The following is a 12,304-nucleotide window of genomic DNA, read 5'->3' as shown; positions in this document are numbered from 1 at the left end:
AAGTTCTGCCCGCCGGTCAGGGAATGAGCCGCCGGTTGGTTGTCCGACGACGAGGAGACCGTGATGGAACCTGTAGGCGACGGCGCGAGGGCCCACCCATCGGACACCCCCTAGTGCTGGATTCCGCTTTCGGTGGGTATAGCTGCTGGTAGCGGGGCAGTTGCGGGTGCTCGGGGGCGGGTGCTGGGTAGTGGTGCTGAGGGCGCGGCCGGGCCGTGACGAGGGCGAGCAAGCGGTGGTCCACCGCCTGGCGTCGGCCAGAAAGGCGCCGAAGGTTGTGGTGGAGCGCTGCCGGATGGCGGAGCTGAGCTGGGGCGGCGCGCAGCAGGTAGAAGCGCCGCAGCTCCAGGTTGGTCTCGTGGACGGCGGACCGGTACTCGCGCCGGGCTCGCGTCTCCTCCCACATCCCCTGGTCGATGATCGCGGGCCACTTGCCCTGGCCGACCTCCTCGCCCTGGTGCATGCGGATGCCGGCGACGTGGCGGGAGTCGAGGAGGGCGCGGACCGTGCCCTGCGTCCACTCCTTGCCGTACACGGTCTTGATGCCACGCTTGTGGAGGATCAGCGCGATCGCGCTTGGGCTCTGCCCCTTGAGGTAGCGGTCGAAGACCTCGCGGACGATCTCGGCCTCGTCCTCCCTGACAGTCATGCCGTCGGCCTCGTATCCGAAGCGGCGCTTGCCCGAGTGGGGGAGGCCGGTCTCAGCGCGCTCCTTCAGCGCCGATTTCAGCTGTCGCGAGGTGTCGTCGGACGAGCGACAGTCGTGGGCTACCTCGATCCGCAGGATGAACCGGTCGTCGGGGTCCGACAGATTCCGGCGGTTCGCCTCGCCGTGCAGCATGATCTGGTGCTCGTCCGAGACCTGGAGCAGCTCCTCCAGGTCCCTGGGCTGCCGCATCAGCCGGTCGGGGTGGTAGGCGATGACGTGCCGGAACTCGCGCCGCTGGGCGCGTTCGAGGAGTTGGTCCCAGCCCGGCCGCTTGCGGCCCCGGCTCCAGGCCGAGCGGCTGTTGTCGACGAAGACGTGGGCAGGGTCGATGGTGAGGCCCCGGCGTTCTGCGATCTCCCGGCAGATACGTTCCTGCCTATCGACGCCGGTCTGGTCGTCGTCGTCCGCCTGGGATATCCGGCAGTAGAGAGCCGCTGGCTCACCTGGGGTTATGGTCGGCTCGTGGGGCCTGGGTCGTCGCATGGGACCGATGGTATGAGCACGGAGTGACCTCCGCGACGGACACACCGAGACCTGGTGGGCCGCTGATGCCCGCCTGGGCGGATACGGCCCCCACTCACCCTGCCGCCTGGCCGTGGCCACCACCGACCCGGCCGGTCTGCCGGAGAAGGCCACCTGGTACCTGGCCACCAACCTGCCCCACCCCGACGCACCCCACGCCGCCACCGGCCCGCACCCGCTGGCCGACCTCGCCGAGATCGTCCGCCTCTACGGCTTGCGGCCGTGGATCGAGCAGAGCTACAAGCAGGTCAAGGACGAACTCGGCCGGGCCGACTTCCAAGTCCGCTCCGACCGCGCCGTCCGCCGCCACCAGACCCTGGTCAACTGCGCCTTCTCCTTCTGCTGGGACCAGTGGTTCGCCCCACCCGGACCCCTGGATGCCACCACGCCGGACCCGTGCCCCAACGGGGGGCCAGAGAGGGGGCCCAGCCATACCCCACCAGCCCCAACTGCCTTGCTGGCCCAAGGCCTTACGGGCCATCCGTTTCTGGCTCACCCACGCCGTCACCCTCAACCGGTGGTGGCGAGCCTGGACGGACAAGGACCCGCCCTCCGAGCTCCAGGCCCTGATCGACGCGGTCACCACGGACACGGCATTGATCTCTACTGCCGGAACGAACTACCGGTAATAGCCAGGGCTGATGCGGATCGCGTCGACGTCGGCGGCTGGGATGAACGCGATCAGCTCGATCGCGCGCCGTGGCAGCGGCAGGGCCCGCAGCTCTTCGTCCGAGACCGGGATGACCCTGCCGTCCGGCATCTCGTACCCCCGGCCCATCTCCCCGTACGAGACTTCTCCGAACCAGGGAGTGTTTCGAAGTACCGTCGGCTTTTTGGCCGGTGGGCTACGCTGTGCGGCCATGACTACCGGGACGGCGTTGCGCCACACACGGATTGGTGACCCGGTGCTCTTCTGAGGGCCGTACGGGCCGGTGCGGGCCCGCTGTTGGATCGAGGATCTTGCGCTGCTGCGCGGGCTCCACCTCCTGTCGTGTTGATCACAGGCTCGACACACCAACCACGACAGGAGAATTCATGCCCACCAAGACGTTGCAGATTCCCACCGCGGACGGCCATGCCGACGCTTTCGCCGCTTTCCCCGACCGTGGCGAGCGGCACCCGGGGGTGCTGATGTACGCGGATGGCTTCGGCATCCGGCCCGTGCTGCGGGAGATGGCCTGCGAACTGGCCGGGCACGGGTACTACGTGCTCGTCCCCAACCTCTTCTACCGGCACGGCCCGGCACCGCTGATCGAACTTCCCGAGCACATCGGAGAAGAGGTCCGGCCCGCGGTCATCGCCCAGCTGATGCCCTTGATCGAGGCGCACACCGCCGAACGTGTCCTCAGCGACGCAGACGCCTACCTCAGGTTCCTCACCACCCAGCCCGAGGTCGGCGCCGGACCGGTCGCGGTGACCGGCTACTGCATAGGCGGCCTCCTGGCGATGCGGACCGCCGCGGCCCACCCCGGCCAGGTGGCCGCCGTCGCCGGATTCCACGGCCCCGTGGGCGCCGACGGCCCCGACAGCCTGCACCGCCTCCTCTCCAAGCTCACCGCCCAGGTCCACCTCGGCCACGCCGAAACCGACATGACGCCCGAGGCCCTCGGCGAGCTCAACCAGGCCCTGGACGCCGCGGGTGTCGACTACACCTCCGAGATCTACCCCGGCACCATCCACGGCTTCACCATGTCCGACACCGACGCCTTCAACCCCGCCGCACTACAGCGCCATTGGGACCGCCTGCTCCCCCTCCTCGGCCGCACCCTGAAACAGACGGCTCTGTAAGAAGCAACCTGCTGTTCGTCCCCCTCGTGGGAGTGGCCAATGCCGCAGAATGGGCTAACAGGACGTCTGCGGGAGCCACGCCATGGGATTAGCCCGGCCGGCGGAGACTGTCCGCCGGCCGGGCTTTTGGCCGTTCGTAGTTGCAGCAGTTCAGGACGGAGTGATCTGTTCAGCCGGTGCGGCCGGCGATCCGGTCGACTGGGGGTATCCCTAGGAAGACGGGAGACTTGTGGCGTTTCCGCCGGACGTCGAGTTGCGCAAAGAACCGGAGCCGGGTTGCTCCAGTCAGGCGCGTCGGCATGACCAGTGAGCCGGTGCAGGCCAGGTGGGAGGCCCCGATTCCCAGCGGCCTGATTCCGTTCGGGGTCTGAGGTGGCGCTGCTGGTGGCGTGCGCATGTGTGCGAGCCTGACACCGAACGGCCGACATGTACCAACGTCAGGATCCGGCAGCGGAGACGTGGCGAGCCAACTCGGTGGCCAGGCGTCGCATGACCGTGTGGTTGGCGCGCCGCATCGTGGCCCGGACGACGGGTGCCAGCAGGCGGTCGGCGAGCGGGGCGCGCGCCCAGACATACGTGAACGACACGTGACTCCCGGCGGTCCGCAGCGGTTCGATGGTGTAGGTGCCGTGGGCCACGCGTCGGCCGGCCGCGCTGACGTTCCGTTCGACGACGCGCCGCGGTGGGTCGGCCTCGACGACCTCGATGGTGACGTCGGTCTTCGTGCCGCCCAGCGCGACTGTGACCGTGGCGCACGATCCGATGCCGCGGCCGGGGCCGCTGTAGCGCCAGTCGGTCAGGTAGTGGTTGGTGAATCGCTCGTGGTGTGCCATGACATCGAGGAAGTCGTAGACCTGCTCGGGCGTCTGCGGTACGTCGATCGACACGGTGACAGACTTCATGTACCACACGGTACATAGGGCATGTACCAATTGGTACACTCATGACGTGGTGAATACGGACGGCTCACATCCTGAGGGCCGGGCAGCGCCCGGCACGGACGGGGACCGGCGTGCTCAACTGGTGAACGCGGCCGTCGACTACGTCGCGGCACACGGCATCACGGACCTGAGCCTGCGCGGCCTGGGCGCCGCGATCGGCGTCAGTCACCGCATGCTGATCCACTATTTCGGCTCCAAGGAACACCTGCTCGTCGAGATCGTCCGGACGTCGGAGCAGCGCCAGCGTGATCTGCTGTCCCGGCTCAGCCTGGAACCCGGTCTCTCACCCGCCGATGCCGCGCGGCTCCTCTGGCAGCAGCTGACGGACCCTCGACTGGCCGGCCAGGAGCGGCTCTTCTTCGAAATCTACGGGCACGCGCTGCGGGGCCGTCCCGAGGCTGCCCCGGTCCTCGAAGGGCTCGTGAACGACTGGCTGGAGCCGCTCGTGGCCGCCGAGGTCGCCGCAGGGGCGGACCCTGCCGTGGCCCGGAACCGCGCCAGGCTGGGACTCGCCACCGTCCGCGGTCTGCTGCTCGACCTGCTCGCCACCGGTGACCGCGACGGCGTCAACGCGGCGATGGAGGACTTCCTCGGGCTGTACTACGGCTTGAAGTGACGGAGTCGCCGATCAGGGCAAGCGGCTGGGCCGGACGACGACCACCGTTCGAACAACGGTCGCCGAGGCGGACGTACGCCTCGACCTGCTTCGCATGATGCCGAGGCTGAAGAACATCGGCTCCGCGAAGCCATATCGGCCGGCCGCCGGGGAGGACGACCAGTGGCCCCACCTCGCGCCGGTGTTGTCCGCCAGGACGATCAGCTGGGACCTGATCGGCCAGCAGTATGACCAGATCGTGAAGTACACCACAGCCCTGCGCCTGGGTACCGCCGAGGCCGAGCAGGTCCTGCGCCGCTTTACCCGCGGCGGCCCGAAGCACCCCACCTACCAGGCGATCGAGGAGCTGGGCCGGGCGGTGCGTACCTCGTTCGTTTGCGACTACCTCGCCGACGTCGAGCTGCGGCAGGAGATCCGCGAGGGCCTCCAGGTGGTGGAGAACTGGAACAGCGCGAACAAAGACCTCTTCTACGGCAAGGACGGCGACCTGGCCGGGCAGGACAAGGAGTCCCAGGAGGTGTCCATGCTCGCCCTCCACCTGCTCCAGTCCGCCCTGGTCCACGTCAACACGCTGCTGATGCAGCAGATCCTCGCCGATCCGAAGTGGGCCGACACCCTCACCGACGCGGACCGGCGGGCGCTGTCCCCGCTGTTCTGGACCCACGTGAACCCCTACGGCCGGTTCGAGCTCGACATGAACAGGCGCCTCGACCTGGACCTGACCGTCCGGTCAGCCATCGTGCCCGGCCCGCGTACTCCCGAGGGCGCACCGGCCGCTGCCCTGCCGTGACGGGAGCGGTCTAGGGGTTCATCAGCGCCGTGGACGACGGTGCCGTTTCGCACGAGATGACCATCGTGCGGAACGGCCTCCATCCAGGGCTCGAAGCAGGGTCATAGGGCCGCGGTTGCGCTCCGGCCTTGGCCGGCGTGAGAGTCAGGGAGCGGGCGACGAGGGCCCGAGGATGACGATCGGCGCCTCCGCTTCGGCCCGGGCACGTGCCGAAGCGGCCTCGACCTCCTCACGGGTAACTTCCTTGTAGAACCGTTCCCCGTGAGCGTCGGTGATGTCGATGACGAACTTGGTCCACTCCTCGGCGGGCTCCTCCGGCACATGCCCGAAGTGGTACTCGGCGTCCTTGAGCAGCTCCTCCGTGAGCCGTACACCGGTCAGCCGCTCGGCGAGGGCGAGGACCGCCGCCTTGGTGTCGGTGCTCGGGCCGGTGCCGTCCTCGGTCAGGTCGAAACCGATCTCACGCATCAAGGGGACCAGCTCGTCTGGGGTGCTGCCGTACCTGTCGATGGGCCACTCAAAGCTGGTCCGAAGCTCACCGGCCTCGTACCAGTGGAACAGGTCGATGGGCGCGCCCCCGTTGCTGGAATGCGTCACGGATCGCCCGGCCGCCGACAGGGCCTCCAGGAAGCGCGGCCGCATCCCCACGCCGCCGTCAAACTGCAGGACGAGCGTCCAATCGCCGTCCGTGCCCGGCACGGTGAAGGTGCCTGCGATGAAGGAGTCGTCCCAGTAGTCCGTCGCATCACACTGGTCCATATACCGCTCGATCAGCGCGTCCACGCCCGCGCACGTGCCCTGCGGCTCCGCCCCCATCACACGCAGTACGTCGCTGGGGGCGACGCCCCGTACCAGGGTCAGGCCGTATCCGCCCTCTATCGCGTTGCGGAACACCGGGGAGGAACGTATCCAGGCGTAATCCTGTGCGGTCACCAAAGTCATGCCCCACAGTCTGCCGCCACCACTGACACCCCTTTGACCCCGCGCCGCTCCGCCTCCCGCTCACCCGCGTCGGCGTGCAGCCGGGTCGCGCTCGGCAACGTGCCGGGCGACCGCGTCAACACCTGGTCGTGCGTACCGCTCCAGGGAACGGACGGAAGCATGGCGGGAGCGGGCCGGAAGCATCGGGGTGGAGGTGCCTGCCTCGGCGTCGTGAGTCAGCGCGCTGTGCCGGAGCCGGTGCAAGGTCCAGCCGTCCAGGTCCTCGATGTCCTCGGGTGAGGCGAGCGGGTTTGCCAACAGACGGGTGTTCTCCTCGAAGATCTCCTCCGCCCGCCGGTAGGAGACCTGTGCCGTGTTCCAGCGTAGACGCGCGTTCGATCAGACCGCATGTGGACGCTCGCCCACTTCGCCGGCGGCTGATCACGAAAGGCGCCGGACGAAGCCGGTGCTGCCTGCGGGAGCCCGCGCGCTCGACGGCCGGCTGCGGCCTGGGCCGAGGGCAGTGGGCGGTCAGTGTGCGACGAGCTGCTGGCCGCCGTCGATGTCGTACGTGGCGCCAGTGAGGGCGCCGTTGGTCATGATGTGCAGCGCGAGGGCGGCAACATCCGCCGGTCCGACCACTCGGCCAATGGGCAGCGTCTTCCTCAACTCCTCGCGTCGTGCCTCCAGTTGGTCACCGAGGAGGGACGCCGACAGCGGTGTGTCCACGAACCCGGCCGCGATGAGGTTGACCCTGACAGGGGCGACCTCCAGTGCCAGGTTGGCGGTCAGCGCCGGCAGCGCCGCGGTGAGGGCGCCCATCACGGCCATCCCGGCCGCGGGCCGCCGGCCGCCGGTGCCGCCGATGAACAGCAGCGTTCCCCCGGCCCTGACCTTCTCCCGGCTCGCCCGCGCCACCGCCAGCATCATCGCGATACGCCAGCCGAAGTCATGCCCGGCCTCGGTCAGGTCGAGTTCGGCGATGGGGGTGTACGACGGGCTGCCCGCCGTGACCATCACATGGTCGACCTGCCCGGGCAGCTCTCCGAGAAAGCGCTCCAGGCGGTCGGTGTCCTGGGCGTCGAACGCGGCCGTGCTCAGCGGGTTCAGTTCGTCCGCCGCCCGCTTCAGGCGTTCGGCGTCGCGCGCCACGAGCACCAGCTCGCCGTCGGCCGCACGCACCTGTCGCGCGGTCTCCAGACCGATGCCCGCGCTGCCTCCCACCACCACGACCGTCTGCCCGGCCAGGCCGCCGCGCGCTCCACCGGCTCCTCCATCGGTCCCATTCACAGGGGGTCACCACCCTCAGAACACGGCTTCCGTACGCCCCTCCGCTCGCCCCGTATGATCGCCTCCACTTCTTTTGGGCCCTCGTTCTCCTGTTGTGCTCCCGCCCCGGCGCTCACCCCTCCACACCAATGGCGGCCCCGCGCCTCGCGGTTGAGACGTTCGCGCTGCGCTCCTGCGCGCCGGGGATGCGCAGGAGCCGTAGGCGCGAGCCGCTGAGGCCGACCAGCCCAGCGCCCGGCCGGCCAGACCCGGATGCCGGGGATTTGGCACTACGGGGAGCCCTTGCCGGCCCCGCCGTTCACGATGTCGACGAACTCATCTGTTGTGAGGATGGCGTGGGCGTACAGGGGCGCGTTGAGCTCGAATGTCGCTGTCATCTCCTCCCAGCTGAAGGAGGCGATGGCGTCGCGGATGAGGGTCACGTGGTAGCCCAGCTCCTGACCGAAGCGTGCGGTTGTGTCCACACAGGTGTTGGCCCGCATACCGATCAGCAGGATCTTCCGGATGTGGTGCTGCTTGAGCATGAAGTCGAGGTCTGTGTTCGCGAAGCCGCTCGAGGCCCAGTGCTGGCGCATGACGAGCTCGTCCTCGCGGGGGTGGAAGTCGGGGTGCCACTCGGCTCCCCAGCTGCCCTCGGCAAAGGTCTGCTGGGTCACGATGCGCTGTTGGGTCGGGGACGGGTGGTCCCACGTGATGTAGTCGTTCGGCGTCGTCTGGTGGTGGGGCACGATGAAGACGCGAAAGCCCCGGCTGCGGGCCGTGGCGAGCATGGTGCGCATGTGGTCGAGCAGGCCGACGCCTTCCGCCACTTCCTTTGCTCGGGGCCAAAGTTTGCCGCCTTCGGAAAGGAAGTCGTTGTACGGGTCGACGATCAGAAGAGCGGTTTGGTCCGGGGGGTACGGCGCTTCAGAAGTCATGAACAGTTCCCATCTGGTCAGCGAACGGATCGATCGCTGCTGGGATGCAAGACAGAGTGGATGGCCAGGACAGGCCCCAGGTCCTCTGACGCAGACCGCCAACTCGAGCTTCAGTCTGTCACTCGTCCGGCCGAGCAGCATCCGCGCCGGGTGGTACCCGGCCAGGTGAGCTGGACCGGTCGGTGGACGGAAAGCCGTTCCCGCGTGATCGTCCAGCGGTGCGCGTCGTCCGGTCCGGATGCCCGCTCGCTCCTGCCCGTGACTCGTCTGTGGCCCGGAGTCGGAGGTCGTGGCCTGCCGGGACGGGCCTGGATGCGGTGCTGCGCGGGGACGCGCAGCGTGGACCGCGTTGGGTGGTCACTGCCTACGGTGGTCCGCGCTGGTAGGACGCCGGCCCACTGATCGTGTGTCCTGCGGAAGTGGTGGTCGCACTCGGTTGTCGTTACGCGTGCGGTTGCCCATGGGGCAGATATCGGGGCGCGCCGGAAACCGGGGATGCCATGACATCGCAGCCGAAGCCAGGCGCAGTACGAGCCGTTTCCCAAACGGAGTTCACCCTGCGCGTCAATGGCGGGGAGTATCCCCTGCGCACGGATGCGCGCGTCACCCTGCTCGACGCCCTCCGCGACCGGCTGGGTCTGACCGGAACGAAGAAGGGCTGCGACCAGGGCACCTGCGGGGCCTGCACGGTCCACGTGGACGGCAAACGCATCCTCTCGTGTCTGACACTCGCCGCCCAGTGCGACGGGCGAGAGGTGACGACCATCGAGGGCGTCGGCGATGAGAGCAACCTGCACCCCGTGCAGGAGTCGTTCCTGAAGCACGACGGTTTCCAGTGCGGCTATTGCACGCCGGGACAGATCATGTCGGCACTGGCCCTGATGTCCGAGGGCAGAGCCGGCACGCCCGAGGAGATCCGCGAGTACATGAGCGGGAACATCTGTCGCTGCGGCGCCTTCTCCGAACTAAGAAGAACTCCAAGGTGTCTGACACTCGGAGCTGCGGGCCTCTTCGTAGTCCGGCTCCGGTATCGGACCCTTCTTCTTTCCGACAGCAGGCAAGGTAATCAGCAGCACAGCTGCTCCGAGGAGTGCGATGACCGCGATCCAGCTCGCGCCGACGTGCATAGCATGGATAAACGCATTATCAGCAGCCTGAGCAAGAGAGGGCCGGTGGATAGCGGTGGCGACGTGGCGGGCCTGTTCGGCGGAAACTCGCGCCTGATCCTGCACCGGACCGGGTGCACCCTCCAGCGAAGGTTCGATCGCACGTCGGTACATGATCGACATGATCGTGCCGCCTAGTGCGATTCCGATCACACTGCCGGTTTGTCGGGTCTTCGAACTTGATGGGGGTGCGGCGGTGACGGGCGGGCTCGCCGGTCACTCTGCGTGAGGTAGTTGGGGTGGCGGTACCCCGGGCGCAAGGAGCCCGCGGGTCTTCGTGATCATGGTTGTTCTCTACGCAACCGATCATGAAACCCCACGGGCTTGAACATCGACGATACCGGGACCAACGAGGCGGCCACGCGACTTCTGGGGCTGGAGGGGGTGAGTGTGATCAAGGTCAAGGACGATGGATCGGGTGGTTCGACGGTGTACGTCGTCACGGCCGAGGACCCCGCCCGGGCCTGCCCCTCGTGCGGGGTCTTCGCCACCCGGCTGAAGGATTACCGCACCACCCGACCCAGGCACCTGCCCTGTGGTGGGCGCCCGGTGAGTATCCGGTGGCGCAAAGCGCGCTGGCGCTGCACCGAACCCGCCTGCCCACGCGGCTCGTTCACCGAGGCGATCCGCGCGGTCCCCGCCGGGATGCGCACCACCACAACCCTGCGCCGGGCGGCGGGGGCCGCGGTCTGCGACGGCTCTCGCACCGTCGTGCAGGCCGGCCGCGACCTGCACCTGAGCTGGCCGATCGTGCAGCACTGCTTCGAGAACTACGCTGCGAAAGCCCTGCCCGAGACCCCGCCCGCGACCTCGGCGATCGGGATCGACGAGACCCGGCGGGGCAAGCCGGCGTGGAAGCAGAACCCGGCCAGCGGGAAGTGGGAACTCCTCGCGGACGCCTGGCACATCGGCTTCGTCGACGCGATCGGCGGACGCGGCCTGTTCGGCCAGGTCGAGGGCCGCAACGCGGCGTCGGTCGCTGACTGGCTCACCTCCCAGCCCGCGACCTGGCGCGAGCAGGTCCGCTACGTCGCCATCGACCTGTGCTCCACCTTCCGCGCCGCCGTCCAGCGTGCCCTGCCGCACGCGACCGTGGTCGTGGACTGCTTCCACATCGTGCAACTCGCCCAGCGCCACCTCGCCGACCTGCGCCGACGCCTCACCTGGAAGCAACACGGCCGCCGAGCCCGCAAGGGCGACGGCATCTACACCGTCCGCAAACTCCTGCGCCGCAACAAAGAGGACCTCAGCGAGGACCAACTCGCTCTACTCAAGGCCGAGTTGGACCACATGGGCACCTACGGCCGGCAGATCTACGCGGCCTGGCAGGCCAAGGAACTGCTGCGCGACCTCCTCCACCTGGCCGTCAGCCGCACCCACCACGCCCCCGACCGCTCCGCGATCTCCGCCGCCCGCCACCGCTTCCTCTCCCACGTCGCCGACCACGCCCACCTGCCCGAACTCGTCACCCTTGCCGAGACCGTCGAGCAGTGGTGGGACGGCATCGAGACCTACCTGACCACCGGGATCACCAACGCCGCCTCCGAAGGCAACAACCGCCTCATCAAGCTCGAAGCGCGCAACGCCTTCGGCTTCAGGAACCGAGAGAACCAACGCCTGCGCTCACGCTGTGCAACCACTCGGCGGAGCCGACGGGAGGCGCACCCCCACTAAATTCGAAGACCCCCATTTCTGCGTCACTCACCATGGCCTTCAGCTGACGGCTTGCCGGTGGCCGAGCGCGCCGAGCTGGGTCCCCCGTTACCGTTTTCGTGGCCCCGCAATGGGGCTCCCGGCCTCCGGTCCGGCATGACTGTTCCCCCCTGTAGTGGGCATGATCCGGGGGGTGGTGTCGTGGCCAGCAATCACCTGGGCGATGTGCGGAGGCAGGCCGCCGAGAATGGCATCGGTGATGAACATCCTGCGGAAGTCATGGGGTTGAAACTGTAGAGGGCTCCCATCGTTTCTGAGGATGCCCGAATCCTTTAGTGTGTCATTCAGCGCCCTCCGGATGAAGTTTGGGGCCATGGCGCGGTGTTCACCACTAACGGACCATTGATATAGGACCGGCATGGGTGGATTCCATACATTCTCGTACATGTCGTAGGTCGGAATGGATGGAATGCTTCCATTGGGCTGCCGAATTCGGGTGATCAGAACGCTGAGAACATCGGCAAGCTCGGGGGTGATGAGAAGGAGTCGCTCTTTCTCGGTCTTCGAGAGGGCGATCTGTAGAAACGGGGCGTCTCACCCAAGGCTGGCAGAGAGGGAGGCCCGGGCACCGCGCCGCCGCCGCGAGCGGGTCGTGGAGTGTGACGGCCGCGAGCCCAGCGGGTTCGCCGCCGTGCTCCGGGGCCTACCGGTAGTTCGTCAAATCCGGCAGTAGAGATCAATGCCGTGTCCGGTGGTGACCGCGTCGATCAGGGCCTGGAGCTCGGAGGGTGGGTCACCGCTCCAGCCCCGTCCGGGCCGGCTCCAGCCTCCCGGACACCTCAGCGAGCTCGGCTTCCAACTCCTCCAACAGTGAACCCATCAGACGCCCCGCTTCGCCCTCAAGGCAGAGACAAGCAGTGCTGCACTGGAATGTTCTGCGCTTCGAGCTGAGTACCCGTACTCAGGTCTGTTCACTGCCGAGGTCAGACGA

The 12,304-nt window shown here is 68.0% G+C and carries 11 protein-coding genes and 1 pseudogene; 5 read left to right on the top strand and 7 right to left on the bottom strand.

Translation table 11 applies throughout. The features are described 5' to 3' along the window. Positions 1 to 16 precede the first annotated feature (16 nt). Entirely contained in the window at positions 17 to 1,192 is a 1,176-nt protein-coding gene (locus OG747_RS50185; protein ID WP_331743952.1) for a recombinase family protein, read from the bottom strand. Positions 1,193 to 1,850: 658 nt separating this feature from the next. Further along, on the bottom strand, positions 1,851 to 2,093 hold the full coding sequence (locus tag OG747_RS50180; RefSeq protein ID WP_331765399.1) for a Ku protein: 243 nt from the start codon (positions 2,091 to 2,093) through the stop codon (positions 1,851 to 1,853). A gap of 173 nt (positions 2,094 to 2,266) precedes the next feature. On the opposite strand from OG747_RS50180, the gene OG747_RS50175 reads away from it, so the two are divergent. After that, the gene (locus OG747_RS50175) at positions 2,267 to 3,019 is read left to right on the top strand and encodes a dienelactone hydrolase family protein (RefSeq protein WP_331743958.1); all 753 of its coding nucleotides are present in this window, start codon (positions 2,267 to 2,269) and stop codon (positions 3,017 to 3,019) included. Positions 3,020 to 3,456: 437 nt separating this feature from the next. Here OG747_RS50175 and OG747_RS50170 read toward each other — a convergent pair whose 3' ends face one another. Beyond that, entirely contained in the window at positions 3,457 to 3,921 is a 465-nt protein-coding gene (locus OG747_RS50170; RefSeq protein ID WP_331743961.1) for an SRPBCC family protein, read from the bottom strand. A gap of 46 nt (positions 3,922 to 3,967) precedes the next feature. Here OG747_RS50170 and OG747_RS50165 point away from each other — a divergent pair, with 46 nt between their 5' ends. Together OG747_RS50165 and OG747_RS50160 are read left to right on the top strand one after the other, a co-directional pair. Beyond that, positions 3,968 to 4,576 carry a TetR/AcrR family transcriptional regulator gene (locus OG747_RS50165; protein WP_331743964.1) on the top strand — a complete coding sequence of 203 codons (609 nt, stop codon included), beginning with the start codon at positions 3,968 to 3,970 and terminating at the stop codon, positions 4,574 to 4,576. 94 nt (positions 4,577 to 4,670) lie between these two features. Next, positions 4,671 to 5,366 carry a Tn3 family transposase gene (locus tag OG747_RS50160; RefSeq protein ID WP_331743967.1) on the top strand — a complete coding sequence of 232 codons (696 nt, stop codon included), beginning with the start codon at positions 4,671 to 4,673 and terminating at the stop codon, positions 5,364 to 5,366. Between the two features lie 144 nt (positions 5,367 to 5,510). On the opposite strand, the gene OG747_RS50155 is transcribed toward OG747_RS50160, so the two are convergent. The 4 genes from OG747_RS50155 to OG747_RS50140 all read right to left on the bottom strand — a co-directional run bounded on the left by OG747_RS50155 (position 5,511) and on the right by OG747_RS50140 (position 8,494). Continuing rightward, positions 5,511 to 6,308, bottom strand: a complete 798-nt coding sequence (locus OG747_RS50155) for a DUF6461 domain-containing protein (RefSeq protein WP_331743971.1) — start codon at positions 6,306 to 6,308, stop codon at positions 5,511 to 5,513. A gap of 60 nt (positions 6,309 to 6,368) precedes the next feature. Further along, a complete protein-coding gene (locus tag OG747_RS50150; RefSeq protein WP_331743974.1) occupies positions 6,369 to 6,605 on the bottom strand; it encodes a hypothetical protein in 237 nt (78 codons plus the stop codon). 213 nt (positions 6,606 to 6,818) lie between these two features. Then, on the bottom strand, positions 6,819 to 7,577 hold the full coding sequence (locus OG747_RS50145) for an SDR family oxidoreductase (RefSeq protein ID WP_331743977.1): 759 nt from the start codon (positions 7,575 to 7,577) through the stop codon (positions 6,819 to 6,821). Between the two features lie 269 nt (positions 7,578 to 7,846). Next, on the bottom strand, positions 7,847 to 8,494 hold the full coding sequence (locus OG747_RS50140) for an isochorismatase family cysteine hydrolase (RefSeq protein WP_331743980.1): 648 nt from the start codon (positions 8,492 to 8,494) through the stop codon (positions 7,847 to 7,849). A gap of 500 nt (positions 8,495 to 8,994) precedes the next feature. Here OG747_RS50140 and OG747_RS50135 point away from each other — a divergent pair. Beyond that, positions 8,995 to 9,462 (top strand): annotated as a pseudogene (locus tag OG747_RS50135) ((2Fe-2S)-binding protein); the annotation flags it as partial. A gap of 522 nt (positions 9,463 to 9,984) precedes the next feature. After that, positions 9,985 to 11,334 (top strand): ISL3 family transposase, encoded by a 1,350-nt coding sequence (locus OG747_RS50130; RefSeq protein ID WP_331743983.1) that lies wholly within the window; start codon positions 9,985 to 9,987, stop codon positions 11,332 to 11,334. Positions 11,335 to 12,304: the final 970 nt, after the last annotated feature.

It is taken from the genome of Streptomyces sp. NBC_01384 (genome assembly GCF_045040035.1).
Lineage (GTDB): Bacteria > Actinomycetota > Actinomycetes > Streptomycetales > Streptomycetaceae > Streptomyces.
This window is presented reverse-complemented; position numbering and strand designations above follow the sequence as displayed.

What these genes read in the sequence shown, in the direction of transcription:
- OG747_RS50185 (WP_331743952.1), bottom strand. Translation starts at nt 1,192, where the DNA reads ATGCGACGACCCAGGCCCCACGAGCCGACCATAACCCCAGGTGAGCCA.
- OG747_RS50180 (WP_331765399.1), bottom strand. Translation starts at nt 2,093, where the DNA reads ATGGCCGCACAGCGTAGCCCACCGGCCAAAAAGCCGACGGTACTTCGA.
- OG747_RS50175 (WP_331743958.1), top strand. Translation starts at nt 2,267, where the DNA reads ATGCCCACCAAGACGTTGCAGATTCCCACCGCGGACGGCCATGCCGAC.
- OG747_RS50170 (WP_331743961.1), bottom strand. Translation starts at nt 3,921, where the DNA reads ATGAAGTCTGTCACCGTGTCGATCGACGTACCGCAGACGCCCGAGCAG.
- OG747_RS50160 (WP_331743967.1), top strand. Translation starts at nt 4,671, where the DNA reads ATGATGCCGAGGCTGAAGAACATCGGCTCCGCGAAGCCATATCGGCCG.
- OG747_RS50155 (WP_331743971.1), bottom strand. Translation starts at nt 6,308, where the DNA reads ATGACTTTGGTGACCGCACAGGATTACGCCTGGATACGTTCCTCCCCG.
- OG747_RS50140 (WP_331743980.1), bottom strand. Translation starts at nt 8,494, where the DNA reads ATGACTTCTGAAGCGCCGTACCCCCCGGACCAAACCGCTCTTCTGATC.